This is a genomic window from Raoultibacter timonensis, from assembly GCF_022845715.1.
GTDB lineage: Bacteria > Actinomycetota > Coriobacteriia > Coriobacteriales > Eggerthellaceae > Raoultibacter > Raoultibacter timonensis.
In genome coordinates, this window is record NZ_AP025564.1 from 1,063,606 (window position 1) to 1,090,106 (window position 26,501).

Consider the following 26,501-nt stretch of genomic DNA (forward strand, 5'->3'; position numbering starts at 1 on the left):
CCAATGATCGCCACCGCGCGGTTGCGATACCACCACCCGCGCATGGCGTTTCGGCAACCCGCGGTAGCAAAAGGTCTCGCACCGCTCTTTTCGCACCTTAAGCTCGCGATGCGAAAAAGGAACTGCGCCAAAAGCGAGCGTTCGCGACGTTCGATGTTTTTCGCGGTATCTCTCCGCTTGCTGCCTTGTACAGACGCTTCGCGCACGCTTTTGACAAGCAAAACAGCCCCTATGGGAGGCAAAGCCTTGTCAAAAGCGTGCATGAAGCGTCTGCAGTGCACTTGCAACGGTCGTGCTGGGGGCGCGAGCAGGGCGTACGTGGAATCGACGCGAACGCCGCTCATGGCCGAGAGCAGCCAACCTGAGAGTTTGCGGGCGCGGAACGGACCCCGTCAACCGCGGTGAACCTGAAAGGCACCTTGCGGAAGTCTTCGTCGACTCCCTTCGCGGCGAGTTCGGTATATCGCTCGACGGTGGTGAGCGTCCCTTCTTTAGGCAGCCCCATCATGCCGACGAGCTCTTCGATGATGTCCGCCTCGAGGGGCACGCCGTTGTCGACGCTGGGATCGATGGGCGCGCTCTGCCGTTCTCCCACGTTCGTGCAAGGGCAGCACTGGCCGAGCTGCTCGAAATCGACTTCTTTGTGCTGAGGCGCAGTGCATGACGCAGGATTGGGTGCGCGGCGGCATGGTGCAATCGGCTCGCGCAATGACGAAGCTGCGCATCGGTTTCATGCCCGAGTTCCTCATCAAAGCTCTTGAGCCGGCGAAGCGCATCGTTCGTCCGTAAGCTAGACAGCGCGCGCTGCTACTTCATGAGCATGCGCAACAGCTTGATCTTATCGCCGAACGGGGGAACGCGCACGGGAAGCTCGAGCCAGGTTCCCTTTTTGAGCGTCGATTTGTAGTGCGTGAAGCAGTCGAAGCCCACCTTGCCGTGGTAGGCGCCCATGCCCGAATTGCCCACGCCGCCGAAGCCCATGTGGTTGTTGGCGAGGTGGATCACCACGTCGTTGATGGTTGCGCCGCCGAAGGGCAGTTCGCGGATCACACGCTCCTGTACGTCCTTGTCGTCGGAGAAGACGTAGGTTGCGAGCGGTTTCTCGAAGGTGCGCACGATGTTGAGGGCCTCGTCGAGCGTCCGGTAGGTGATGACGGGCAGCACGGGTCCGAATATCTCCTCGCCCATAACCGGATCGTCGAGCGTTATGCCGCGAAGGCACGTCGGCTCGATTTTGAGCGCTTGCGGATCCCCCCGCCCGCCGAACGCGACGGTTGCGTCGGGGTTGCGGTTCTCGATGAGACCCATCACGCGTTCGAAGTGGTGGCTGTTGATCATGTGAGGCCACTCGTCGCAGGCGAGGATGTCCTCGCCGTAGTACTGGTGGAAGCACGCATCGAGCTGGGCTACGAGATCGTCGACCACGCTTTCGTGCACGAGGAAGTAATCGGGTGCTACGCAGGTCTGGCCCGTATTGATGCCCTTGCCCCAGGCGATGCGCTGGGCTGCGCGTTTGATGTTGGCGGTTTTGTCGACGATGCACGGGCTCTTGCCCCCGAGCTCGAGCACGACGGGCGTCAGGTGTTTGGCGGCCGCCTCCATGACGGTATGGCCCACGTTCGGGCTGCCCGTAAAGAATATCTGGTCCCAGCGCGTCTCGAGCAACCAGTCGTTCATATCGCCCGATCCGGGGAACCCGCACACGAATTCGGGCGGGAACACGGCGGCGAGCATGTCGATTAGAAGCTCGCTTGTGGCTTTCGACGTGCGTGAGGGTTTGAGCGCCACGCAGTTGCCCGCTGCGATGGCATCGACCATGGGCACGAGGGCAAGTTGCACGGGGTAGTTCCAGGGCGAGAGCACGAGCACGACGCCCATCGGACTTGGATAGACCTTGGAAGACGAGCGGAAATGGACGATGGGCGTAGCCACCCGCTTGGGCCTCGACCAGCGGTTGAGATGTTTGAGGCAGGTGGTGATCTCGTCGTAGACTATGCCGAGCTCGGTGGCGTAGCCCTCGAAGTGCGCTTTGCCGAGGTCGGCCTTCAGGGCGTCGAGCAGGCGCTCCTCGTTCGCCTTGAGGTACGCGCGAAGCTGCGTGAGCGCCCGTCTGCGGTACTCCACGTCGAGCGTCGCGCCCGTGGCGTAGAAGTCGCGCATGCGCTGCGCCTGCTTTTGAACGTCCCCGAGATTCTCGAACTGCACCTTCTGTCCCATCGATCCTCCTGCAATCTCGTCTCGCCCCGCATTCGCTTGGCTTGCGGCAAGCGGGGCTGCTGCTTTCTCTAGTACGCGGCGTTCAGGATGCCCATTGCGACATCGATCGTTATTTCGCTGTCGTTGTAGAGGGCGGCGCCGTCGTAGCGCGCCTGCTTGGCGATCTCCTCGAACTGTTCGGGTTCGACGCCGAGGTCGCGCAGTTTGACGGGCACGCCGTATTCCGCATGGAACCGCTCGTTCATCTCGTGGAGCCTGCGGGCGAACACCGTATCGCGATTGTCGGGATCGGAGGCGATGTAGCACGCTTCGTCGAGGTCGCGCAAAAGCTCGCCGTAGAGCCCCTTGTGAAAGCCCTGGGAAATGTTGTAGTCGACGCAGTGGGGGAGCAAGAGCATCATGGCCTGCCCGTGCGGAATGTGCGCAAGACCGCCGAGCGAGTGCCCGATGGCGTGCACGATGCCCACCATAGCGTTCGAGAAGGAGGCTCCCGCCATGAGGCTTGCGAGCGCAAGCGATGTCCGTGCATCGGCGTTCTTCCCGTCGGCGCACGCGGTAAACAGGTTGTCGGCGATGAGCGTGATGGCCGAGCGCGCAAGCGAATCGCTTACGGGGTTCTTCTGGATGGAGGTGTACGCTTCGACGGCGTGCGTGAGCGCGTCCATGCCGGTCGTTGCCGTAAGCTTGGGCGGCAGCGATTGGGTGAGCACGGGATCGAGGATCGCGACGTGCGGCACGAGCTTGTAGGACGTGAAGCTCAGCTTCACGTGCTTTTCGGTATCGGCGACCACCGCTACGAGCGTGACCTCGCTGCCGGTCCCCGCCGTGGTGGGGATGGCGACGAGGGGCGGAAGGCTGCCCTGCAGAATCTCCGAGCCTTGCAGCGTGGCGAAATCGACGCCTTCGGCGGAAAGCGATGCGGCGGCACCTTTGGTCGTGTCGATGACCGAGCCCCCGCCGAGTGCGATGAACCCGTCGCAGCCTTTATCGGTGTAAAGGGCGGCCACCTCGTTCACCACGTCCATCGACGAATCGGGCGGCACGTTGTCGTACACCTCGTAGGGTACGTTCGCTGCCATGAGCTCGTTGAACAGGTGGTCTGCCACATGCAGCTGCACGAGGCCCTGATCGGTCATGACGAGCGGCTTGGCAATGCCCTGGTCGCGCAGCTCGTCGGCGATTTTCGCCAGCGATCCTTCGCCGCACACGATCTTGGTGGGACATGAATACTCGAACCCTTTCACGGTAACCTCCTAGTTGGTGCTTGCGACGGGCTGGTTGCGGTAGGCGCGACGCCAGAAGAAAAACGAGCGGAGAAGCGCCGTGAACATATAGGTGAGCGAAACCCCGGTGCTGTTGGGTCCGCGCGTGGTGAAGGCGCGTTCGGCCAGGGCGTCTTGGAGCGATTTGCCGCCCGAGAAGCACTGGAATGCATACTCGAGCGAGCGGAAGGCGATCACGTAGTCGACGGTGACGGCGTCGTTCTGCGCGCTCGAAAGGCCGCTTCCCGGCTCGACGTCGGTTGCGACTTCGCGCAGCGGCACGCGGCGAAATCTTCCCTCCTCGGTTTTCCTGCAGATGCAGGTTAGATCGGCGCCCTTCACGTCGAGCATGAAGGTGTACCCGACATCGAGATAATCGATTTCGGCCTGAACTTTGCGCGACACATAGCGCATGTTGCTTGAAAGAAAGGCCAGCATGCGAAGAAGGATGCGCACGTACAGCTTCTTCATCCGTTCGCTGAACGTCGGTTGCGTTTGCGTTGCCATGATCACTCAAATCCCCTTATCGGCTCTGCAGTCAGGGCGATCGTGTACGATCGTCGCGTCTTCGGGCGCCGCAGCGATTCGGGCAGCGCCGCCCGAGCGTCGAACCAATAATAGCGGGTTGTGCTGTTCGCGGAGCGCTCGTTCATGGGAAAATCACCGTGAAGCCAGCTGAGCGGCCGCTGCGGTTCGCTCGTCGAGCCCGCTTAAGGCATCGGCCCGCCTTCGGGCAGCCGTTCTCAGACACCGGTTTTTCCGTCGGCTCGATCGTTTCCCGCAGCTGGGCGCCCTTTTCTGTAATGACTTCCCCGCACGAGGTCACGCCCTCATACTTGGGGTGTACTCCATCTGGTGTAATTCCATGACACGACGATGACGGATTGGTTGCGTGTAGGTTGAGCGGAGAAAAGCGGTGGTAAGGTTGCGGCAACACAAATCGAACCGCGTGCAATGCGCGCACTAAGACGGAGGTAAACAATGGATAACACGAATGGAAACGGTGCGCCGGTTCCACCGCCCCAGGGCAATGGCGGCTACACCGCGCCGAATCAGCCGACGCAGCCCGGCCAGCCGACGCAGCCCGGCCAGTCCGCCCAGGGAGCTCAGCCCCTGCCGCATCATGCCCAGCATTCGCAGCAGGGATACTACCAGCAGCCCGCTTACCAGGCTCCTTCGGCCCAGCCGGTCGAGCCCGCCAAGAAGTCGACCGGTCCGAAAACGTTTCTGCTCGCATTTGCGGGTGCGGCGCTGGCCTGCATCATCGCCCTGTCGGGCTTCGGCATCTACAATGCGATGAGCGGCGGCAGCGGTTCAAGCGACTCCGGCTCGTCTACGGTCATCGGGTCTTCCGGCAACGGCAGCATCGACGCAACCGATGACGATGCGACGCTTGCCGAAGCGGTCGCCCAGAAAGCACTGCCTTCGGTCGTAGCGGTCGACGTCTACACGAGCCAATCGTCCGGCATGTACGGGTACGGCGCAGGCTCCGGCTCCGATGCGAGTTCGCTGACGCAGTCTTCGCTCGGCAGCGGCGTCGTTCTTTCCGAAGACGGCTACATCATCACGAACTACCACGTCGTCGAAGGCGGCGAGGCGTTCAAGGTGACCATCGAGGGCGAGGAGTACGATGCCGAGGTTGTCGGCACCGATCCGAGTTCCGACCTCGCGGTCCTCAAGGCGCAGAACGCAACGGGTCTGACTCCGATCGAGATCGGCGATTCTTCCGACCTCATCATCGGCGAGTGGGTTATGACGCTCGGCAGCCCCTTCGGCCTCGAGCAGTCCGTGGCGACCGGTATTGTCTCTGCGACGAGCCGCTCGCAGATCATGAACTCGCAGACCGACGGCTCCACGATGATCTATGCGAACCTGATCCAAACCGACGCCGCCATCAACCCCGGCAACTCCGGCGGCGCGCTCGTCGATGCGGACGGCAAGCTCATCGGCATCAACACGCTGATCACGTCGTACTCGGGCAACTACTCCGGCGTCGGCTTCGCGATCCCCGTGAACTACGCGGTCAACATCGCGCAGCAGATCATCGACGGCAAGACCCCGACCCATGCTCAGCTCGGCGTATCCCTCTCCACGGTGAACGAGCAGATCGCCAAGCGCTACGGTCTCGCGGTTAACCAAGGCGCCTACGTCGCCAACGTGAGCGAGGGAAGCGGCGCTGCCGAGGCCGGCATCGAGGTGGGCGACATCATCACCAAGTTCAACGGCACGACCATCACGTCCGCCGACGAGCTGATGCTCCAGATCCGCGCTTTGAACCCGGACGATAAGGCCGAGGTCGAGATCAACCGCAACGGCCAGACCGAAACGCTCGAGGTGACGCTCGGCTCCGACGAGAGCACGCAAGCCGCAACCCAGCAGCAGAGCCAGGGCGCAGGCTCGCTCGAGGACCTGCTGCGCAACTACGGCGGCAACGGCTACGGAAGCGACGGCTACACCTCGTAAAGCCTGCACCGTAGATTCTCGAAACGGTTCAGCACTGCCAACCCTACGGTGGATCCGCGAAAGCGGGTCCACCGTTTTTTTGCGCCGTGCAGCGTCCGCTCGTCTCGCATCGGCTGTCGCCGCTTTCGCTAACCTCGGGCGTACCTGTTTGCTCATTACGTGGAAAGCCCCAGATTGGCTGTGCTCGCTTGCGTGTCGAACCGGTTTTTCGGTTACTATAGTCGCGGCGAATACACGCTTGGATTGCGGCTGCGGTTTGGCGCCGCCAGCGGATCCGGCGCTTTCATATCAGATACGGTGAGAAAGGTCGATGAATGTCTGAAGGCTACAAGTACAAGCGCGTCCTTCTAAAACTGTCCGGCGAGGCCCTGGCGGGCGATGCGGGGTACGGCATCGATCCGAAGGTCGTCGAGGACCTGGCTGTTCAGATCAAAGATATCGTCAAAGACGGCGTCGAGCTGGCCGTTGTCGTCGGGGGAGGAAACATCTTCCGCGGCATGGCTGCGAGCGCCGAAGGCATGGAGCGCGCCCAGGCCGACTACATCGGCATGCTTGCCACCGTCATGAACGCGCTTGCCCTGCAGGACGCGTTCGAGCGCCACGGCGTTTACTCCCGCGTGCAGAGCGCCATCAACATGCAAGAGGTTTCCGAGCCCTACATCCGCCGCCGGGCCATCCGCCATCTTGAGAAGGGCCGCGTGGTCATCCTCGCTGCCGGCACGGGCAACCCGTACTTCACCACCGACACCACCGCAGCGCTGCGCGCTTGCGAGATCGATGCCGAATGCCTGCTCAAGGCGACCAAGGTCGACGGCGTATACGACAGCGATCCGCGCACCAACCCCGACGCCAAGAAGTTCGACAAGATCAGCTACCTCGACGTGCTGTCGATGGGGCTCAACGTCATGGACTCCACGGCAACCTCGCTGTGCATGGACAACGACCTTCCCATGATCGTGTTCGATCTGACCGTTCCGGGCAACATTGCCAAAGCTCTCAAAGGCGAAAACGTCGGAACCACGGTACAATAGGGGCGAAAAGCTCCGCGCCGACAAGGGAAGCGGCGCACAACGCTTGGATCGGTTGAAAGGAACTGCAGATGGTTGACGATATTATGGCTCAGGCCGAAGAACGAATGATGAAGGCGATCGAATCGCTCGGCACGAATTTCGCCGCAGTCCGCACGGGCCGCGCCAACGCTATGGTGCTCGACCGCATAAAGGTGGATTACTACGGCGTGCCTACGCCGATCAACCAAATGGCGGCCGTTAAAACCCCCGACGCCCATATGCTCGTCATCGAGCCGTGGGACAAATCGACGCTTTCCACCATCGAGCAGGCGATCCAGCAGAGCGATCTGGGCGTGCAGCCCTCCAACGACGGCTCGGTCATCCGCCTTCCGTTCCCGGCCCTTACCGAGGAGCGCCGCCGCGAGCTCGTGAAGCAGTGCAAGAACTACACCGAGGAGGCACGCGTAGCCGTTCGTAACGCGCGCCGCGATGCGAACACGGCGATCGAGAAGCTCAAGAAGGATTCCGAGATTTCCGAGGATGACGCCAAGCGCGCCGAAACCGAGAGCCAGAAGCTGACCGACAGCTACGTCGCGCAGATCGAAGACGCTTTCAAGAAGAAGGAAGCCGAGGTTATGGAGATCTAATCTCCTTCTACCCGAGGTCGACGTGAACAAGCCCCTTGCCGAGATATTCCCCGATCCGCCCGCCGATCTCAACCCGGCGGCGGTCGACGTCGGGCGCATTCCCGTCCATGTTGCCGTCATCATGGACGGCAACGGTCGATGGGCGAAGAAACGCGCTCTCAACCGCTTGAAGGGGCACGCCGCCGGCATCGAGGCGGTGCGCGAGACCATTCGTGCCGCAAACGACATAGGTGTGAAGTACCTCACCATCTATTCGTTCTCGACCGAGAACTGGAAACGCCCCGAAGAAGAAGTCGTGGGACTCATGGACCTCTTCGCGCAAACCATGCTCGCCGAGGTGGACGAGCTGCACGAAGAGCACGTGCGCGTGATGACGATCGGCCGCACGGGCGCCCTGCCGAAGAAAACGCGCGACGCGTTCGACGAGGCGTGGGAGAAAACCAAGAACAACAGCGGCATGACGCTTGTGGTCGCCATCAACTACGGGGGCAGAAACGAGATCATCGACGGCATCAACGCGTACATGCGGCAGGCCCACGAAGCTCTCGCCGCAGGCGGAACCCCCGAGGAGCTTTCCGAGGAAACGTTCGGGCGCTACCTGTACACAGCCGACATTCCCGATCCCGACCTGCTTATCCGCACGAGCGGGGAGATGCGCGTATCGAACTTCCTTTTGTGGCAGATCGCCTACACGGAGTTCTATTGCACCGAGGTGCTGTGGCCCGACTTCAACCGCTACGAGTTCCTTCGCGCGCTGCTCGATTACCAGGGAAGGGATCGCCGGTTCGGGGCGGTGGGGTAGATGGCCGCCGACGAGTCGAAGGACAATCCCGGGAGCACGGGGCGCATCAAGAAATTCGCCCTCGATAAAACGCCCGAGAAACTCAAGAACCCGACCGATATCCAGGTGCGTTTTCGCACGGGGTTCATCTACATCGCCATCTCGGTCATCTGCATTCTCGTAAACGATATCACCACGGTCGTGCTGCTTGCAGCCACGGCTGGTATATCCGCAGGTGAATTCTATTATATGCTGCGATCCGACGCGAAGCTCCCCAACGAGTTGCTCGGCATCATCGCGGCGATCCTCTACCCGTTGAGCGTGTTCTTCTTCGGGCTTGCGGGCGCGCTCATGGTAAGCGTCGGCCTGCTCGTTACCCTCATCGCGTGGTACGTGTTCTGGACGCGCGCGCGGGTGCCCGATGTGGGCGTGAGCTTTTTCGGTGCAGCCTACACGGGGCTGCTCCTTTCGGGCATCATGGTCGTGCGGATGTCGCTTCCCGATCCGTGGGGAGGCGTTCTCGTGCTCGGCATCTTCCTCAGCGTATGGGCCAACGATACGTTCGCCTATCTGATCGGCCGGAAATTCGGAAAGCATAAACTCGCGCCCCGGACGAGCCCTAAGAAAAGCTGGGAGGGCTTTTTCGCCGGTTTGGCGGGATCCATGGTCGTCTGGTACGCGATGACCTACATTCCGGGTGTCACCATGGATGTGGTTCAGGCGTTGTTCTTCGGTTTGATCTGCGGTCTTATGGGCGTGCTCGGCGATCTCGCCGAAAGCCGCATCAAGCGCAATTCAGGATTCAAGGATTCAGGTACGATCATGCCGGGCCACGGAGGCTTGCTCGACCGTACCGATTCGCTGTTCCTCGTCTCGGTGACGTCTGCGATACTGCTGGTTGCCGGGGGCTGTATTCCGTTTGTCGTTTGAGGCCCGCGTACGGGTGCGCGGCGCTGCCACGTCGCGGAAAGGTGCATGCCATATGTCTTCCAGGAAGCGCATCGTCGTTCTCGGTTCGTCGGGGTCCATCGGAGGCCAGACGCTCGACGTGGTGCGGAGGCACGCCGATAGGCTCGAAGTGGTCGGTCTGGCGCTCGGGACGCGTGTTGACGTGCTCGAGGCGCAGGTTCGCGAGTTCGGCGTTCTCCATGCGGCGGTGGGCGACGAGAACCTTCGCGAAGCGCCGGCCGCCCGATCGCTGGCGGCGCATCTGGCGCTCGCAGGCGATGCCGAAAGCGCGGCAACGCTGGGATTCGGCCAGGATGCGGTCGTCGACCTCGTTCGGCTTCCCGAGGCGGACGTTGTGGTGAACGCGCTTGTGGGCGCGGCAGGGTTGCGCGCGAGCTACGAGACGCTCCGCGCGGGCAAGGTGCTTGCGCTTGCGAACAAGGAATCGCTGGTGGTAGGCGGCGATCTTATCATGCCGCTGGCCGCTCAAGTCGATGCGCAGCGGCGTGCAAACGGACTCGCCCCGAAGACGGGTCCTGCGGGTGCGCTCATGCCCATCGATTCGGAGCACGGGGCAATCTATCAGTGCCTGCTCGGCGAGCGTGCCGACGAGGTGACCAGGCTCTGGGTTACCGCCTCGGGCGGACCGTTCAGGGGCCGCACCAAAGAGGAGCTTGTCGATATCACGCCCGCTCAAGCGCTCGCCCATCCCACGTGGAACATGGGTGCGAAGATATCGATCGATTCATCGACGCTCATGAACAAAGGCCTCGAGGTGATCGAGGCTCACCATCTGTTCGACATGCCCTACGACAGAATCGAGGTTGTCGTGCAGCCGCAGAGCGCCATCCATTCGATGGTGGAGTTCTCCGACGGCAGCGTGAAGGCGCATCTCGGCACCACCGACATGCGCATCCCGATCCAGTTCGCGCTTTCGTACCCCGATCGATGGGATGCGCCGGTGCGGCCGATGGACTTCCGCACGCTCGGCTCGCTGGAATTCGCTGCACCCGATGCCGATACGTTCCGGTGTCTTGCGCTTGCTCGCGAGGCGGGGCGCGCGGGCGGTACGCTGCCGTGCGTTATGAACGCGGCAAACGAGATCGCGGTGGCCGCGTTTCTCGCCGAACGGTGCGCGTACCTCGATATCGCGGGGTGCGTAGAAGCGGTCATGGAAGCGCACGAGACGAGGCCGGTCGAAAGCCTCGAGCAGCTCGAGGAGACCGACGGGTGGGCACGCCGTACGGCGGATGCATGGATCAACGCGAGATAACGGGGGATCGCATGGTGCAAGAGAAAGCCGTTCTCTCGATCGGTGCGATCATGGTGGATATCGTGTGCAGCGTCTCGCGCCTGCCCGAGAGGGGCGAAGGCGTGGTGGTGGAGCATCGCGATGCGATAGTCGGGGGAAGCGCATTCAATTCGGCCAACGTTATCCGGCAGCTCGGAAGACCGGGATTCTTGTTCGCGCCGATCGGAAGCGGCGTGTTCGCCGATTTCGTCAAAAAGGAGATCGAGGCGCGCGGTTTGGCGGCGCTCCGGATCGATACTTCGCTCGATTGCGGTTCGTGCACCTGCCTTGTGGAGCCGGATGGCGAGCGGACCATGATCACGTCGCCGGGAATCGAGCGGCGCTTCGAGCCTGCATGGTTCGAAGCCGTCGACGCCGCCCGGTTCGGGCAGGCTCTTGCGAGCGGCTACGAGATCGAGGGCGCCGGAGGCAACGCGATAATCTCGTTTCTCGAGGAGCATTCCGCGATTGAATTCTTCTACGCACCCGGTCCGCGCATCGAGGGTGTCGGACCCGAAAAGACCTCCCGCATCAACGCTCTTCATCCGATATGGCACCTGAACGAACTGGAGGCGCTTGCGTATACGGGAAAATCGACCATTGGGGAAGCGGCGCGAGCCATCGAGGCTGCGAGCGGCAATACCGTCGTGGTCACCGAAGGGGCGCGGGGCGCGCATCTGTTCTCAGGAGAAGAGCATCTGTTTGTGCCGACCGACCCCGTGGAGCCCGTCGATACGGTTGGCGCTGGCGACGCCCACCTCGGTGCGCTTGTGGCTGCGCGTAATGCGGGGTGCGGTTGGGAGGACGCGCTCGCGATTGCGAACAAGGTTGCGGGTGCCGTGTGCACGGTCGCGGGTGGCACGCTTTCCGATGAAAGGTTCGCGCAGCTGGGAGTTTGTCTGTAAGCCGAATCTGCTCTGGGCGGATCGGGTTTCCGCTTCGCATCGAAGTTCGCTGCGTGCCGCGTTGCAAAGGATGCGGGCTTCTCGCTGCTTCGAGGACCTTCGCCCTACGCCTTTTGCGGTATTCGGACGGAGATTCTTGCGTAAGTTTGTGGGATTACCGTGCGTCTGGCCGTTTGAATGTAAGTCTTTCTATAATAATACCCTCGACATTTTATCGGCGGATACGCCGTTTTTCATAAGGAGCAGCATATGGACGTCATCCTGATGATCTTGTACGGCATCATCGTACTGGGATTTCTCGTCTTCATCCACGAGGGCGGGCACTACCTTGCAGCGCGCGCGTTCGGCGTTCGCGTCACAGAGTTCATGCTGGGCCTTCCCGGCCCGAACATCGGCTTTACCCGGGGCGGAACCAAATTCGGCGTGACCGCTATCCCGCTTGGCGGCTATGCGCGCATTTGCGGCATGGAGCCCGGCGGCGAGAGCCCTCATCTCGAGCGCGTGCTCGCCTGCGTCTACCGGCGCGGCGTTGCCAACATGGAAGATGTCGCATCGGAACTCGGCATTACCGACGACGAGGCCTACGATGCGCTCGAGCAGCTCACCGAATGGGGCAGTATCGCCGGACCCACCAAGAAAGACCAGTTCAACACCTATCGCGCACCTGAAGTGAAGCCGAGCGCCAAGGAGCTTGCAAAGGGCGTCGAGCCCTACGAGCTCGGACAGCAGCGCATCGTTGCCGATCCGCACGGGTTCTTCGAGAGCGAGCGCAAGCAGCAGTACCGCAGCCTTCCGTTCTGGAAGCGCTCGACCATCATCCTCGCGGGTCCGCTTGTGAACCTGCTGTTCGCCATCCTCATGTTCGTGATCCTGTTCTCGATCATCGGCTTCGACGTGCAGAACACCCAGACGGGTGAGATATCCCATATGACCGTGAACCCGCTGCAGGCCGTCCAGGCCGGGTTCAACTACATCGGCGCGGTGGTGTCGGCGGTGATCGGACTGTTCAATCCCGCAACGTTCGGCGATACCGTTTCGAACTCGACGTCGGTTATGGGCATCGCCGTTTTGGCCAAGGACTACGCCGATGCGGGCATCGTGATGTTCTTGCAGTTCGTGGCGATGATCTCGGTGTCGCTCGGCATCATGAACCTCATCCCGATCCCCCCGCTCGACGGCGGGCGCTTCATCATCGAGGTGTTCCAGAAGATCACCAAGAAGCTCGTGACCATGCGCGCGCTCAACTACATGAGCACGGTCGGCATGCTGCTGTTCGTCGGGCTGTTCCTGGTGATGATCAACCAGGATATCCAGCGGTTCATATTCGGGAACTGGGGTTAGCGATAGGGGTTTGCGATGGAAGAGGAGCGAAGCGGCAAGGGAGCTGCTGACGAGGCGGTACGGGCGCGGCCCAACGCGAGGACGCGCCGTGTGATGGTGGGCGAAGTGCCGGTGGGCGGCGGTGCGCCGTGTGCCGTGCAGTCGATGCTCAACGCGGCAGCCGACGATGCGGCAGCCAACCTGGCGCAGATCGAGCGGCTTGCCGAGGCTGGATGCGAGATCGTGCGCATGGCCATTCCGCGCAAAGCCTGCCTCGGCACGTTCGAGGCCGTGTGCAAAGCGTCGCCCCTTCCCGTCGTCGCCGATATCCATTTCGACGCCGATATCGCCATCGAGGCCGCCAGGCGGGGCGCTGCGAAGCTGCGCATCAACCCGGGCAACATCGGGGGGCTGGCCGAAACCGATCGCGTGATAGCGGCGGCGCGCGAAGCCCGCATTCCCATCCGTATCGGCGTGAACGCGGGCTCGCTCGATTCCGAACTGGCTGCGCGAAGCGATATGACCTTGCCGGAAAAGCTTGCGCGTTCGGCTGCCGATTACGTAAAACACTTCGAAGAACAGGGATTTTACGATATAGTTGTGTCTGCGAAGGCGCATGATGTCATGACGACGGTGCTCACGTATCGTATGCTTTCGGCTGAGATTCCCGATGTGCCGCTGCACATCGGCGTCACCGAGGCCGGCACGCTGTTCCAGGGCATCGTCAAATCCGCGAGCGGTTTGGGCATTCTGCTCGAAAGCGGCATCGGGGATACGCTGCGCATTTCGCTTACCGACGATCCCGTCGAGGAGGTTCGTGCGTGTTGGACGCTGCTTGCAGCGCTTGACCTGCGCCGCCGATCTCCCGAGATCATCAGCTGCCCGACGTGCGGACGCTGTCAGGTCGACCTCATCGCGCTCGCGAAAGAGGTCGAAGCGCGGCTGCGGTCGGTAGACCTACCGGTGAAGGTGGCTGTAATGGGATGCGTGGTGAACGGACCCGGCGAGGCGGCCGATGCCGATATCGGCGTGGCGTGCGGCAAGGGTTCGGGAGTGATATTCGCCCAGGGCGAGACCTTGCGCAAGGTCGAGGAGGGCGCTATTGTGGATGCTTTGATGGAGGAGATTGGAAGACTATGACTGACATTATGCGTATGAGCGAACTGTACGTTCCCACCTTGAAGGAAGATCCCGCCGATGCCGAGATAGCGAGCCATCGCCTGCTCGTTCGCGCGGGTATGATTCGCAAGGCCGCATCGGGCGTCTACACCTTCCTCCCGCTCGGCAAGAAGGTTCTGGCGAAAGTCGAGAGCATCGTGCGATCCGAGATGGACGGCATCGGCGCCCAGGAGATCATGATGCCGGTGCTTCAGCCGGCGGAACTCTGGCACGAGAGCGGCCGCTGGGATGATTACGGCCCCGAGCTCATGCGCCTCGTCGACCGTCACGATCGCCCGTTCTGCCTCGGGCCCACCCACGAGGAGATCATCACGGCGCTCGTTCGCAACGAACTGCGTTCCTACAAGCAGCTTCCGCTTTCGCTGTATCAGATCCAGGTGAAGTTCCGCGACGAGATCCGTCCGCGCTTCGGGCTTCTGCGCGGTCGCGAGTTCATCATGAAGGACGCCTACAGCTTCCACGACTCCCAGGAATCGCTTCAGCAGACCTACGATGACATGAGCGCCGCCTACGGCAGGATCTGCGAGCGCATGGATTTGGACTATCGTCCCGTCGAGGCGGATTCCGGACAGATCGGCGGCAGTGTGACCTGCGAGTTCATGGCTCTTGCCGACGCGGGCGAAGCCGAGCTCGTGCACTGCTCGTGCGGGTATGCGGCCAATACCGAAGCAGGCGAGGGCCTTGCCCGTCCGACCGAGTATACGGCGGCCGATGCGCTTACGAAGATCGCAACGCCCGACGTGCACACCATCGCCGAATTGGCGGCGTTCCTCGACATTCCCGAATCGTCAACGGTCAAAGCGCTTTCCGGCAAGGGCAAGGATGGCGTAATCACCGTGTTCTTCGTGCCGGGCGATCACGACCTCAACGAACTCAAGGCCGCTCGCGTGGTCGAGGGCTTCGAGCTTTTGACCGACGAGGAAATGGAGGCGGCGGGCCTGCACAAGGGCTCGATGGGCCCCGTTGGCCTTCCCGAGGGCGTTCGCATAGTTGCGGCTAGCAGCCTGCAGGCGATACCCCGCTGGGTGGTCGGCGCGAACGAGGACGGTTACCATTACGTCGGTGCCAAGCAAGGCGAGGATTTCGAAGTGGACGTGTGGGCCGATCTCGTGGTCGTCAAACCGGGCGACTGCTGCCCCAAGTGCGGCCTTCCGCTCGAGGGGGCCCGCGGCATCGAGGTGTCGCAGGTGTTCCAGCTCGGCGACAAGTATTCCAAATCGATGGGCGCGACGTTTTCAGCCGAAGACGGTTCCGAGCAGAACTTCCTCATGGGGTGTTACGGCGTGGGCATCTCGAGGTCCATGGCGGCTATCGTCGAACAGCATAACGATGAGAACGGCATTTTCTGGCCCGTCTCGGTGGCTCCCGCGCACGTGTGCGTCATTCCGCTCAACGTGGGCGACGAAGAGGTGCAGCCTGCGGCGGAGCGCCTTGCCGCCGATATCGCGCGTGCCGGCTTTGAAGTGGTCATCGACGATCGCGACGAGCGCGCGGGCGTGAAGTTCGCCGACGCCGACCTCATCGGTTGGCCGTTGCAGATCGTGGTTGGCAAACGCGGTCTTAAAGAGGGCAAGGTCGAGATAAAGCTGCGCAGGACGGGCGAAAAGCGCGATATATCCATCGCTGCGGTAGCCGAGGCGCTGGCCTTCACCAAGCGCAACATCAAAGGTTCGGGTATCGGCGCCTTCGGCAGCCTGTTCTCGGAATAGTACGGCATCCATGACCAAAGCGATTCTCTTCGACCTCGACGGAACCCTGCTCGATACGCACGACCTCATTCTCGAATCGATGCAGCATGCGGTGAAAACGGTGCTTCGGGAGGAGATCCCTCCCGAGCGCCTTATGGCCAAAGTCGGCCAGCCCCTTACGACGCAGATGTGGGATTTTACAAGCGATCAGGCGCTTCACGATGAGCTGCTCCGCGTGTACCGTGAATACAACGCGATCAAGCACGACGGCATGGTCCGCCCGTTCGATGGCACCGAGGAGACGTTGAAGGCGCTTGCCGCTGAGGGGTATCCGCTCGGCGTCGTCACGTCGAAGCGCCACGAGGCGGCTATGCAGGGATTGCAGCTGTTCGGGTTGGACGCGTATCTGGGCTGTATGATCGGCTCGGACGATTGGCCCGAGCACAAGCCCCAGCCGGGGCCGGTTGTTCACGGCGCTGCTCTTCTGGGATTCGCCTCCGAAGACTGCATGTACGTCGGCGACAGCCCGTACGACATCCAGGCGGGAAACGGTGCGGGATGCAAGACGACGGCCGCCCTGTGGGGCATGTTCTCCGAGGCGACGCTGTTGGCCGAGCGACCCGATTTCGCCTGTGCCGGTATCCGCGATGTGCCCTGCTTGCTGTAAGTGGCTTGCCCGGTTGAATGTAGCGGTGGGGGTCCGGGCGGGGGGAATGCCTATATGCTATTGAAGAAGACGACGATCAATATGCCCATGAGCATGAACGTCGAGCAGCAAAGCAGGGTGATCTTGCATTCAGCCGTTGCGAGCAAGCCCATTTCTGAACGTTGCCCCCTCCAGCGTACGAGTTTGACCACCATCGCGGATACCGATCCTATAATCGCCACATAGCCGACCGCGAGACAGAGCGGGAAGAGTACTTCCGAGATATCTGGAATGATAAAACCCTCAAACATAGGGCGCTCCTCGTATGGTACTGACTCCGTCCCGTATGCAATAAGCTACATGAACGATTAGGCTTAAGAATTTATCATAAAACGATAAAAATACCAGTAGGAACTTTTCTCCCACTCGTCCATAATGAATATCATCACAAAAATGGTGGAATCCATCATGTAATACAGGGGTCTATCGGTGTACTCTATCGATAGCACGCAAGGAGCGGAGGTTGGATGAGGTTCGGCGATCAAGCTGTTATGTTCGATTTCGAGGGCATTCCGATGATCGGAAACTTGAACACCGGGTACGCCATCGGACTGACGGCCGAAGGAAGGGACATCTGCCAGCGTCTCATGCATGAAGACGTACCTCCCGCCGAGATCGTCGCCGTTGACGAGGCGCTGTTCCAGCATCTCGGCATTGGCGGCTTCTTCGGATACAAAAAACCTGACGATTCTCTCAAATCGGCGTACGTGCACATTACGCAACGATGCAACCTGCAGTGCGTCGGTTGCTACTCTCTTGACGATGATCGCAACAGGCTCGCGGATGCGCCGACCGAGAAGATCAACCACGCCATCTCGCAGCTCGCTTCGGCGGGAGTGGAACAGATCGTCATATCGGGCGGAGAGCCGTTCCTTCGCGACGATCTTGCCGCCATTGCCGCCTATGCGAAAATCGAATGCGGCATTCCTTCGGTTGTCGTTCTTTCGAACGGCATTGGGCTTGACGCGCATCAGCTCAAGCGGGTTGCCCCGTTCGTTGATCGCGTGTCGATTTCGTTCGACGGGTGCACGGCGTCGTCGCCGGCCTATATCCGCGGTCAGCAGCGATACCCCGAGCTTGTCCGCGCGATCGAAGCCGTAAAGGCAGCGAACATTCCTGCGCACATGATAGCTACGATCCACGCTAAGAACATCGACGACGTTCGCGGCTACCTCGACCTCGCCGAGCGTTTGGGCGTCACGGTTTCGTTCAGCCTGCTTTCGTGCTCTTGCGACGATGCGGCGTTGGGCGAACTTGTTCCCCGAGAGACCGAGCTGAGGAAGCTCGGCAGGTCGATGCTGACGGTTGGCGAGGGCGGTCCGATGCCCGTATCCGACTCCCCGATCGGGGCTAACCTCACGGTTAAGAGCTCGTGCGGAGCCGGACGCGGGATGGTGAGCGTCGCTGCCGACGGAACCGTGTATCCCTGCCATATGCTCCACCGCAAAGAGCTCGCGATGGGCAACCTGTTCAGCGATTCCATGCACAGTGCCCTGTCGAGCGAGGTGGGCCAGGGGTTTCGATCGCTGAACACGAAAGACTTCGAAGGTTGCGCCGAATGCGAGTACGAGCTGCTGTGCGGGGGAGGGTGCCGGGCCCGGTCGTTGTTCGGGTTTGGCAATCTACGATCCCCCGACGCGTATTGCGTAATGATGAAAGAGTTCTTCAGCGGCTACGGCGAAATGGTCAAAGCCGCTGTGGCGATGCAGGGAAGGAGGTGACGATATGCTGTTTCATAGTGAGGCGGGAACGCTGGCTGCATGTGTAGAGGTGGGCTACGGATTTTGCTTTAAGGTTGGTCTGTAGTGGCGCTAATGGATTCCGCCAAAGACTCGATGGCCCTCAGTAGTAACGGGGGCCATTTGTATTGCTTTCGTTATTACTGACGGTGGGTTTACGTGTATGCCTCTGGGCAATCTAGTTGAGTTGTTTGTATAATGCATGGAAGTGGCTGGATTTTGCTGTACGGGACGATTCGCCTAAGCGCTATTTCGTATGAAGGAATCATTTTATGACTACTGAGGAATATACAAAAACCGAAGCCTCTTTGAACCGGCTAAAAAAGTCAGCAAAGGCAATCAGGGTATTCTTCAAAGTTGTCTTTGTTTTGTTCTGTATAGTCTGGGTTATGCTGGTTGCTTTGTTTGGATGCCTGTCCTTTTTTCCTGAGATTGTTTCTCCGGATGCGGAATCAGCAGGCGCCGTCCCCTTTATCCTTTGCATAGTTTTCGGTTTGTTGATTGCGGTGTTTTTAAGGCAGGCTATACACTTCCTTAGCGACATCGAAAAGGGAGAGTCGCCTTTTTCGATGCGCCAGGTTAGAAGAATCAGGGTTGTCGCTCTTATCTTTATTGTATACGTTGTGGTGGAGGCGGTCTTCTCTATAGGGCAAACCACTCTGGTCGAGAGTGGATCGCTCATGGTCAAGTATTCTGTGACGAGCGTTAATAGCAATCCAACGTTATCTATCAACTTTGGCATGCTGAGCGCGGCCGCGATACTCTATTGCCTATCGCTTGTGTTCGAGTACGGGACGCTCCTCCAGCAGCTTTCTGACGAAACGTTGTAGGGCGAGGCCGGGTAGCGATGCCAATCATCCTCAGGCTCGATCGCATCATGGCTGATCGGAAAATGTCCCTTAACGAGCTTTCCGAAAAGGTTGGCATATCGAACGTGAATATGTCGCGCATAAAGACGGGGAAAATCAAAGCGATTCGCTTTTCCACGCTCGAAATGATCTGCGAAACGCTCGATTGTCAGCCGGGCGATATACTCGAGTACGTCCCGAACGGCGAAGGGATTTTCATCGACGAGAGATCCGATATCTCGTCAGAGGATGCCGAATAGCTTACAAAGCATGTGTTTTCCGAGTGCGACCCTGTAGGCAGCGCTATATTAGATAAGAACATAACTAATATGCCCGCGTGACTGGGACGGGAGTGAATCTCGATGTGCATCACGAACCGATACGCTTCCCTTGTGTGGAAAACGGCTCTGGTCCTCGTCGCGGCATGGGGCATCTTCCTCAACTCGGGAATACCCGACGGCCGGCTCAACGCGTCGACGTTTCTCTACTACACCATTCAAAGCAATGTTTTCGTGTTTGCGTACTTCGCCTATGCGGCTGGCAAATGCGCACGCGAAATCAGATTCAGCGGTGCGGTGGGAACCGTCAACTATTCTCCTGCGGTCAAGGGCGCGGTTACCATGGGGATCGTGGTAACGCTGCTGATATACTGGTTCGTGCTGGTGGGAGCAAATTTCTCTATGGTGCCGAACGGGTCTGAGGCCTCGAACTTAACCGTGCATCTCGTCGTTCCCCTTATGGCCGTGGCCGACTGGCTTCTGTTCGATCGGAAAGGATCGATCAGGCCGTTCGATCCGGTTAGGTGGTTGGCTCTACCGCTGTACTATCTCGTGTTTGCTCTGGTTGCCGCTCCGCTTGGCGCTACGTATCGAGGCGGATCAAGCTATCCTTATTTCTTCATCGACCCGAACCTTATCGGATGGTCGGGTGTGGCCGTCAACGTCGTACTTGTGGGGGCAGCGTTTCTTGCGCTCGGCTACGCGGTGCTCGCTGTTGATCGGCTGCTGGGAAGGCTCTCGGAAAGTCGCGGGGGACCGCTTGGCGAGGTGGACGCTTCTCAGCCGTAGGCTTGGGCAACCCATTCGGTTGTGCAGTCGATGAACGCATGCGTAGCCGTGGACGCATCGGAAAACGACCTTACCGCGATGGCGAGTTCTCGGCTCGTGGGGATCTCCGGGTGCTTGCAGACGATGTCGAATAGGGGATCGCGAAGGATCAGCTCCGGGAATACGCTGTATCCCAATCCCTGATCGACCATGGCGAGCGCCGCGTAGTCGTTGGCGATGGAGAACGCTATTCTCGGCTCGACTCCGTTGCGGGCGAATACCTCGTCCATTTCGAGATCCGACCCATCGCTCAGCTTGATGCACGGGTATTTCGCCATCGCTTCGCGCGAGAAGCGTTCCTTGGAGGCTTCGGGATGGTTTCGGGGCAGGACGATCAGCATCGGGTCGTGGCGCAACGAGATCGTTTCGAGCTCCAGTTTCACTGGGAGGGCGAAGAATCCGCAATCGGCGTCTCCCGACCACACGAGCGATTCGACCTCGCTTTGGTTGTCGTTGCAGATGAATTCGAGTTCAATGGTCGGGTGGCGCTTGTGAAAGAGCTTCGTGATGCCCGGAAGCCAATGAATGGAAGTGCTCGTGAACGTGGCGACTCGCACTGAGCCTCCTTCAAGCTGTTTGAGCTCCGAAAGCCTTGCGGCGAGTTGCCGCTCGCTGTTGCGGACGCTGTGAACCCAGGGGAGGAGCTCTTTGCCCTCCGACGTAAGGTGCGTGCCGCCGTATTCGCGGACGAACAGCGTGAGGCCGAACTCCTTTTCAAGCGAATTGATCATATAGCTGATGCCCGCTTGGGTGTAGCCGAGCTCTTCGGCCGCCTGCTTGAAGCTGCCGGTTTCGGCGACTTTGATGAACGCTTCGTATTTTTGCTCTCCCATGCCGTCTCCGCTCGGGGTTTATCGTTCGTTCAGAAAACAAGAAGTACTTTAATTCTTTTGAAGAATTTCTCGTTTTACTTATATCAAGCTCAACAGTACCATGTTCTCCGGCAATTGGAAAGGACGGGCTGTGGGTTCGAAAAGCTGGACATACGTATGGTGCATTGTGGCGCAAACGGCGATATTCGGGTTGGGAAACGCCGTAACCAAGCTTGCCTACGACAGCATCACGCCGTTTTGGTGTTTGGCTTTGCGTTTCGGGCTCGCCCTGCTTGTGTTCGCTGTATTCTTCGGACGTCGTATCGTATTGCAGCTTCGGCAAGCGAACCTCGTGGACTGGCTTCCGGCGGCGCTGTGCATGGCCGTCTCCTACATTTCATGCAACGTGGCGCTTGCGTTGACGAGCGCCACGAACGTGGGGTTTCTCGTTGCGCTGCCTATCGTGTTCACTCCGGTCGCGGCGGTTTTCGTACTCAAGCGTCCTTACAAACTCGTGCATCTCCCGTTTCAGGCCCTCGCGGTTTTCGGCCTGTACCTTCTGTGCTGCAACGGCGGGGCCTTCGTCTTCGGATGGGGAGAGGTGCTGGCCCTCGTTTCCGCTGCGTCGCTTGCCGGAGCCCTGGTGTTCGGCGAGCGCGGCTTGAAGAGCCTCGACGTGGCGACGGTGTCGGCCGCCCAGATAGGCGTGACGTTCGTCCTGTCGCTCGTCGGGGCGCTCTCCCTCGAGCCTATGATCGACGTCGCGGCCGTGCAGCCGCCTGCGTGGGGCGTTATCGTGTTTCTCGCGCTGCTGAGTACGTGCTTGACGTTTGCGCTGCAGAACGTCGCCCTTACGAGGCTCTCCTCGACGACGGTATCGATGCTGTTGTGCGGCGAACCTCTGTTCACGGCTGCGTTCTCGTGGATCGTTCTCGGTGAGATGCTGAGCGGTGTCGGATTCGCCGGTGCGGGGCTTATCGTGGCATGCGTGCTCGTCGAGACGTATCTCGACGGCCGCCTCGCCGCGAATGTACGCAGTAAGGCGAGGCGGGGGTCGCGGGCAAGTCAATCGCCCGCATTGGAATCCGGTTCAAGCTAGGCGAATATCCCAGCCCAGTTTCCGTTCTCGAAGATCGGCAGAACCGACCCGTCCGCCTTGATCCCCTCGATGCGGAGGTCCTCGGTGCCGATCATGAAATCGACGTGGGTCGCGCTCTTGTTGACGCCCGCTTCGAAGAGCGATTCTGCATCCATTTCGGTGCCTCCCTCGTAGCAATCGGGAAAGCCCTGGCCGAGCGCCAAGTGGCACGAGGCGTTCTCGTCGTAGAGCGTGTTGTAGAACAGGATACCGGTTTCGCGAATGGGGGAAGCGAAAGGCACGAGCGCGACTTCGCCGAGCCTGCACGAGTTCTCGTCGGTCTCGATGATGGATTTAAGCGTGTCGTATCCTTGTTCTGCCGAGAAATCGACCGCTTTGCCGTCTCGAAACGTAATGCTGAAGCTATCGATGAGCGTACCGTTGTGGATAAGGGGCATCGCCGAGACGACGGCGCCGTCGGCGCGAAGGCGATCGGGGGTTGTGAATACCTCCTCGGTGGGAATGTTGGGGAAGAACGGCGTACCGCCTTGCGTGGTGTCGCCGCCGCCGTTCCAGAGGTGCTTATCCGTAAGCCCCACGGTGAAATCGGTGCCTGCGCCGTTGCGGTAGCGAAGTGCGTCGAAGCGCTGCTCGTTCAAGAGCTTGGTGCGGGCTGCAAAGCTTTTGCGGTGCTCTTCCCATGCCGCGACGGGGTCGGCATCACCTATGCGAGCTGTCGTGAAGATCGCATCCCAGAGCTTCGCGACAGCTTCGCTTTCCGAAACGCCGGGGAAGACCTTGCGCGCCCATGCGGATGAGGCAGCTCCCGCGATGCACCAAACGTTTCGGCCGAAGTCGAGAGCGTCGTAGAATTCGCTGCAGGCGAGGTGCGAGGCCCGTGCGTTGGCGACGGCTTTTGCCGGATCGATGCCCGTCATGATCTCAGGGTCTTCCGATATGATCGAAAGGATGGCCGCGCCTTCGCGTGCCATCGAGTTGTTGAGCATCGCCGCCCATTCGGGCATGGTTTCGAACACGGCGAGGTCGCAATGGTCGTAGTGCATGCGAGATATCTGTTCGTCGGTGTACCGTACGGTTACGTGACGCGCTCCGCGTTCGTAGGCTATGCGGGTAACGAGGCGGGCGAAATCCGCGGTCTCCACCGAAGCGGTAAGGAAAAGCTCTTGGCCTTGCTGCACATTGCAGCCCGATTCGACGATGAGGCGGGCGTATTTCTCAAGGTTCGATTCGAAGCATGCGGAGGAATCGGTTGGGCGGTCGGTGTTTTTCACGGGGCTCCTTACCGGCGGTTGTGCGAGACGGACTCCTATTGTATAACGCAGCTGCCGAGTCGATGCAAGGGCGCTTGCCGCTCGCGATGGGTCGACGTGCATGCATATCGGGGCTTTGTCTTCGACGGACGATGCGGGTGTTACTCGACGCGCCTCTTTCGGTGTCAGGTTAGATGGCGATGGGCTCTCGGTCGAGATACGAGGTTGGTTCTGTCCCTCGTTTCGGTGAGCCTGTGGTGCGATGATGGACGAATCGCCTTTTCTTCGGAGGGCGTTTCTGCTCCACGTTGGTAAGTATAGCTTACGAATTGCCTGTTCAGCGCTTTGGCGTATACCCGCAACCAATAGTTTCCTAAAATTCCAACTGGAATTGGTCGAATCAACGGAGCCGCAACCGTAAGCTTGGATAAGGTAAGATGATTGAATACCGAAGAAAGGGTTACGCATGAACGTTGAGATCGCGGAGCGCCTCGCGGCACGGCGCAAGGAAGCAGGGCTTTCCCAAGAGGGTTTAGCGGAAAAGCTCGGGGTTTCCCGGCAGGCGGTTTCGAAGTGGGAGCGCTCCGAATCCTCCCCCGATACCGATAACCTCATCGCGTTGGCGAAGCTGTACGGAGTCTCTCTCGACGACCTCCTCTACGTAGACGGCAGCATCGAAGACGATGTGGAGTTCGAAATGTCCGATCGCGCAGCGCAGCGGGCTTCCGTGGGCGGAGAAGCGCAGGCTTCCCCCGGGACGCCGCCTGCACCGGGCGAGCCTGCGGCGGGAAGCGATCCGGCGGGTGCGGCTTCTGCCGGCGGTCCGGAGGCCCCCGGCGCTTCCGATGCAGCGGGGTCCTCGACCTCTTCGACTGGTTGGACGAGCGGGAAGGGCCCCGAGAAGGTTCACATCGGCCTCGACGGCATCCATGTGCTCGACGGCGAGGACTACGTGCATGTATCGTGGCGCGACGGCGTCCATGTGAAAGACTCCAAAGACGGCGACGAGGTTCACGTCGGATGGAACGGCGTCCACGTCAAGGAGGGTTCGCCGCGGGGTCGCCGCGGCGGCCGCCGCGATGACTGGGCCGGCTCGACCGCGCATAGCGGGAAGGATTGGTGTGCCGCGGGCGACGACGAAGGCAACACGGTCGAATGGACGAGCGGCGGCGTGGTGATCAACGGGGAGCAGTTCGACAACTGGCACGATGCGCAGGAAAAGTACGGCAACGGACACGGCGGCCACTGGGGCAGGCCGAGCGGCTATACGGTTCAGGGTGAATACTTCGATACGCTCGAAGAGGCGCGAGCGCGCTATGGCGACGAAGTGGGCAAGAGCATCCCGGTGCGCAAGCACTACCGCATGGCGGCGTGGATGAAGTTTCCCTATCCGCTCGTGGTGATCATCGCCTATCTGCTCATCGGCTTTACGGCGAACGAGTGGGGCACGGGCTTGTTCGTGTTCTTCACGATACCCGTGTACTACATGATCGGCCATACGGTCGAATCTAAGAAGGTTGCGCACTTCGTTGGGGGTTTGTATCCGATCGCCGTGGTGGCGTGGTTTCTATGGATGGCGTTCGTTTTGAATCAGCCGCATCCCGCGTGGGTCGCGTTTTTGACGATTCCCCTCGTCGAGTGGGCCGTGCATTCGGTATCGCGCTGGTGGCGCCGCCGCAAGAAGCAGGCATCGGTCATCGACGTCGAGGCGCAGTAGGTGCTGCGCGCTTTTCCCCGATGAGCACCGCTCGATCCGAATGTACTAGTTCTTTATGACAAAGATGGTACAATGGCTGCAGTGCGTCGAAGCGGATAGGGCAATGGGGTTGCCGTCGGGGGAAAGCGTTTTGGTTTTCAGCTCGTACATCGTATGGTATCTCTTCCTTGCAGGAACGGCTGCGGGGGCGTTTGTGGTCGCATCGGCCTGCTCGGCCTACGATGCACTTCGGCAGACGGACGATTCCGAGGAAGTTGCCGTTCGCGTCCAAGCGGGATTTCTTGCCGCCCCCGTCATCATCGCATTTGCGGCCCTGTTCCTGTTCCTCGACCTGGGTTCTCCCGAGCGCGCGTGGCTTGTCGTGCTTTCGCCGTTCGAATCGATCGTGTCAACGGGTGCTTGGCTCGTTGCGCTGTTTTTCGCTCTGTCGGCTGCCGTTGCAGTGTGCGGGTTGGTGATGCGCCGCATTCCCCCATGGTTTCTCTGGTTGGCGTGGACCGTCGGAAGCGCGCTGGCCTTCGGCGTGATGACGTACACGGGCCTCTTGCTGTCGGATATGGTATCGATAGACTTTTGGCGCAGCTGGCTGCTCCCGGTGCTGTTCGTCGCCTCGTCGTTTGCCACGGGACTCGCGCTCGTGCTCGCGTTCGGGGTTCTGGCGAGCGGGGGCAAAAGATCGACCTCCTGCTGCCTGTGGAAGGCGAGCGGCTTTGTCGGGATTGCCGAAGCCCTGGTGGTGATCTTGCTTTTTTGTAACCGGTACGGCTACTCCGATGCCGCGCGAGCGTCGTGCGACATGCTGTTTACGGGTGATCTTGCGGGTTTCTTTTGGACAGGCGTGGTGGGATGCGGAATGCTCGTACCGCTCGTGCTGCACGCTCTGCATCGCAGCGCGCATAACGAAGCCTTCGTTTTCGCCGCTTCCGCAGGGGTGCTCGTCGGAGGCTTTTTCGTGCGGTTCTGCATTGTGGGTGCGGCGCTGTACAGCCCGCTCGCGATAGGCGGTTTTGCATGATTGTCATAGTTTCTTATGGCAATACGGGCGACCTCCTGTATCATGTACGGGAACATTTCGAGCGGGAAGAGCAGTTGTAGGATACCTTGGAAGACGCCAGTAAGACAGTTCAGATAACCATCGACAGCGACAGCGGCATACCTATATGGTTGCAGCTGAGGAACCGCCTGGTCTACCTCATCGGGTCGGGTCATTTCGCGGTGGGCGATAAACTGCCGACGGTCCGCGAGCTTGCTGTTGACCTGGGGATCAACTACAACACGGTCAGCAAGGTCTACCAGGATATCGAACGCGACGGCTACATCGCATCCTACCGTGGCCGCGGAACCTTCGTATCCGATAAGTACTTGAGCAATGCCGGTGCGGCCGATAACGAGGCCGATTCTCTGGTCGATGATTTTATACGGCAATGTCGGGAGTTTGGGATTCCTCGACAGGATATCGTCTCGCTCGTCGAGCGGCGCTTGCGGGAAGCGGAGTAAGTAGATTCAAGGGGCT

27 protein-coding genes are annotated in these 26,501 nt (G+C 60.3%); 20 read left to right on the plus strand and 7 right to left on the minus strand.

The annotated features are described in order from the left end of the window. Positions 1-340: 340 nt before the first annotated feature. Positions 341-595: a hypothetical protein gene (locus tag MWL89_RS04200; protein WP_244411878.1), complete on the minus strand. Its 255-nt coding sequence runs from the start codon at positions 593-595 to the stop codon at positions 341-343. Positions 596-660: 65 nt separating this feature from the next. Between MWL89_RS04200 and MWL89_RS16300 the strand changes: the two genes are divergently transcribed. Beyond that, complete coding sequence (locus MWL89_RS16300; RefSeq protein WP_279611956.1) at positions 661-789, plus strand: hypothetical protein; 129 nt, start codon at positions 661-663, stop codon at positions 787-789. Positions 790-807: 18 nt separating this feature from the next. Here MWL89_RS16300 and MWL89_RS04205 read toward each other — a convergent pair whose 3' ends face one another. The 3 genes from MWL89_RS04205 to MWL89_RS04215 form a co-directional block, all read right to left on the minus strand. Continuing rightward, entirely contained in the window at positions 808-2,217 is a 1,410-nt protein-coding gene (locus tag MWL89_RS04205) for an aldehyde dehydrogenase (RefSeq protein WP_244411879.1), read from the minus strand. A gap of 68 nt (positions 2,218-2,285) precedes the next feature. Further along, on the minus strand, positions 2,286-3,461 hold the full coding sequence (locus MWL89_RS04210) for an iron-containing alcohol dehydrogenase (RefSeq protein WP_244411880.1): 1,176 nt from the start codon (positions 3,459-3,461) through the stop codon (positions 2,286-2,288). A gap of 9 nt (positions 3,462-3,470) precedes the next feature. Beyond that, complete coding sequence (locus MWL89_RS04215) at positions 3,471-3,986, minus strand: D-alanyl-D-alanine carboxypeptidase (RefSeq protein ID WP_102379597.1); 516 nt, start codon at positions 3,984-3,986, stop codon at positions 3,471-3,473. A gap of 474 nt (positions 3,987-4,460) precedes the next feature. On the opposite strand from MWL89_RS04215, the gene MWL89_RS04220 reads away from it, so the two are divergent. From MWL89_RS04220 to MWL89_RS04270, 11 genes are all read left to right on the plus strand, one after another. After that, positions 4,461-5,942 (plus strand): S1C family serine protease, encoded by a 1,482-nt coding sequence (locus MWL89_RS04220; protein ID WP_244411881.1) that lies wholly within the window; start codon positions 4,461-4,463, stop codon positions 5,940-5,942. A 314-nt stretch (positions 5,943-6,256) separates the two neighbouring features. Then, positions 6,257-6,973 carry a UMP kinase gene (gene pyrH, locus MWL89_RS04225; protein WP_102378848.1) on the plus strand — a complete coding sequence of 239 codons (717 nt, stop codon included), beginning with the start codon at positions 6,257-6,259 and terminating at the stop codon, positions 6,971-6,973. A gap of 68 nt (positions 6,974-7,041) precedes the next feature. Then, complete coding sequence (frr, locus tag MWL89_RS04230) at positions 7,042-7,599, plus strand: ribosome recycling factor (protein ID WP_244411882.1); 558 nt, start codon at positions 7,042-7,044, stop codon at positions 7,597-7,599. A gap of 22 nt (positions 7,600-7,621) precedes the next feature. After that, on the plus strand, positions 7,622-8,401 hold the full coding sequence (locus MWL89_RS04235; protein ID WP_244411883.1) for an isoprenyl transferase: 780 nt from the start codon (positions 7,622-7,624) through the stop codon (positions 8,399-8,401). Further along, positions 8,402-9,310: a phosphatidate cytidylyltransferase gene (locus MWL89_RS04240; RefSeq protein WP_244411884.1), complete on the plus strand. Its 909-nt coding sequence runs from the start codon at positions 8,402-8,404 to the stop codon at positions 9,308-9,310. Between the two features lie 52 nt (positions 9,311-9,362). Then, positions 9,363-10,601, plus strand: coding sequence for a 1-deoxy-D-xylulose-5-phosphate reductoisomerase (gene dxr / locus MWL89_RS04245; protein WP_244411885.1), 1,239 nt, complete (start codon positions 9,363-9,365; stop codon positions 10,599-10,601). 11 nt (positions 10,602-10,612) lie between these two features. Continuing rightward, positions 10,613-11,524 carry a carbohydrate kinase family protein gene (locus MWL89_RS04250; RefSeq protein ID WP_244411886.1) on the plus strand — a complete coding sequence of 304 codons (912 nt, stop codon included), beginning with the start codon at positions 10,613-10,615 and terminating at the stop codon, positions 11,522-11,524. A 249-nt stretch (positions 11,525-11,773) separates the two neighbouring features. Next, positions 11,774-12,865, plus strand: a complete 1,092-nt coding sequence (locus MWL89_RS04255; RefSeq protein WP_244411887.1) for a site-2 protease family protein — start codon at positions 11,774-11,776, stop codon at positions 12,863-12,865. 15 nt (positions 12,866-12,880) lie between these two features. Further along, positions 12,881-13,984, plus strand: a complete 1,104-nt coding sequence (gene ispG, locus MWL89_RS04260) for a flavodoxin-dependent (E)-4-hydroxy-3-methylbut-2-enyl-diphosphate synthase (protein ID WP_244411888.1) — start codon at positions 12,881-12,883, stop codon at positions 13,982-13,984. Further along, positions 13,981-15,732, plus strand: coding sequence for a proline--tRNA ligase (locus MWL89_RS04265; protein WP_279611957.1), 1,752 nt, complete (start codon positions 13,981-13,983; stop codon positions 15,730-15,732). The genes ispG and MWL89_RS04265 overlap by 4 nt, the downstream gene beginning before the upstream one ends. A gap of 10 nt (positions 15,733-15,742) precedes the next feature. Beyond that, positions 15,743-16,378, plus strand: a complete 636-nt coding sequence (locus MWL89_RS04270; protein WP_244411889.1) for an HAD family hydrolase — start codon at positions 15,743-15,745, stop codon at positions 16,376-16,378. Positions 16,379-16,428: 50 nt separating this feature from the next. Here MWL89_RS04270 and MWL89_RS04275 read toward each other — a convergent pair whose 3' ends face one another. Then, the gene (locus MWL89_RS04275) at positions 16,429-16,668 is read right to left on the minus strand and encodes a hypothetical protein (protein ID WP_102378839.1); all 240 of its coding nucleotides are present in this window, start codon (positions 16,666-16,668) and stop codon (positions 16,429-16,431) included. A gap of 216 nt (positions 16,669-16,884) precedes the next feature. On the opposite strand from MWL89_RS04275, the gene MWL89_RS04280 reads away from it, so the two are divergent. From MWL89_RS04280 to MWL89_RS04295, 4 genes are all read left to right on the plus strand, one after another. Further along, positions 16,885-18,138, plus strand: coding sequence for a radical SAM/SPASM domain-containing protein (locus MWL89_RS04280; protein ID WP_102378838.1), 1,254 nt, complete (start codon positions 16,885-16,887; stop codon positions 18,136-18,138). Between the two features lie 290 nt (positions 18,139-18,428). Next, positions 18,429-18,986, plus strand: a complete 558-nt coding sequence (locus MWL89_RS04285; RefSeq protein ID WP_244411890.1) for a DUF2975 domain-containing protein — start codon at positions 18,429-18,431, stop codon at positions 18,984-18,986. 17 nt (positions 18,987-19,003) lie between these two features. After that, positions 19,004-19,264, plus strand: coding sequence for a helix-turn-helix domain-containing protein (locus tag MWL89_RS04290; RefSeq protein WP_102378836.1), 261 nt, complete (start codon positions 19,004-19,006; stop codon positions 19,262-19,264). 102 nt (positions 19,265-19,366) lie between these two features. Next, positions 19,367-20,071 carry a Pr6Pr family membrane protein gene (locus MWL89_RS04295; protein ID WP_244411891.1) on the plus strand — a complete coding sequence of 235 codons (705 nt, stop codon included), beginning with the start codon at positions 19,367-19,369 and terminating at the stop codon, positions 20,069-20,071. Here MWL89_RS04295 and MWL89_RS04300 read toward each other — a convergent pair. Then, positions 20,062-20,943 carry a LysR family transcriptional regulator gene (locus MWL89_RS04300; protein ID WP_102378834.1) on the minus strand — a complete coding sequence of 294 codons (882 nt, stop codon included), beginning with the start codon at positions 20,941-20,943 and terminating at the stop codon, positions 20,062-20,064. The two genes, MWL89_RS04295 and MWL89_RS04300, sit on opposite strands and share 10 nt — an antisense overlap. 130 nt (positions 20,944-21,073) lie before the next feature. Here MWL89_RS04300 and MWL89_RS04305 point away from each other — a divergent pair, with 130 nt between their 5' ends. Next, positions 21,074-22,021 carry a DMT family transporter gene (locus MWL89_RS04305; RefSeq protein WP_244411892.1) on the plus strand — a complete coding sequence of 316 codons (948 nt, stop codon included), beginning with the start codon at positions 21,074-21,076 and terminating at the stop codon, positions 22,019-22,021. Here MWL89_RS04305 and MWL89_RS04310 read toward each other — a convergent pair. Beyond that, positions 22,018-23,292, minus strand: a complete 1,275-nt coding sequence (locus MWL89_RS04310; RefSeq protein ID WP_244411893.1) for an aminopeptidase — start codon at positions 23,290-23,292, stop codon at positions 22,018-22,020. The two genes, MWL89_RS04305 and MWL89_RS04310, sit on opposite strands and share 4 nt — an antisense overlap. A 445-nt stretch (positions 23,293-23,737) precedes the next feature. Here MWL89_RS04310 and MWL89_RS04315 point away from each other — a divergent pair, with 445 nt between their 5' ends. The 3 genes from MWL89_RS04315 to MWL89_RS04325 all read left to right on the plus strand — a co-directional run bounded on the left by MWL89_RS04315 (position 23,738) and on the right by MWL89_RS04325 (position 26,485). Next, entirely contained in the window at positions 23,738-24,988 is a 1,251-nt protein-coding gene (locus tag MWL89_RS04315; RefSeq protein ID WP_244411894.1) for a helix-turn-helix transcriptional regulator, read from the plus strand. Between the two features lie 55 nt (positions 24,989-25,043). Beyond that, positions 25,044-26,003, plus strand: coding sequence for an NrfD/PsrC family molybdoenzyme membrane anchor subunit (nrfD, locus tag MWL89_RS04320; protein WP_244411895.1), 960 nt, complete (start codon positions 25,044-25,046; stop codon positions 26,001-26,003). Between the two features lie 86 nt (positions 26,004-26,089). Then, positions 26,090-26,485: a GntR family transcriptional regulator gene (locus MWL89_RS04325; RefSeq protein WP_244411896.1), complete on the plus strand. Its 396-nt coding sequence runs from the start codon at positions 26,090-26,092 to the stop codon at positions 26,483-26,485. Positions 26,486-26,501: the final 16 nt, after the last annotated feature.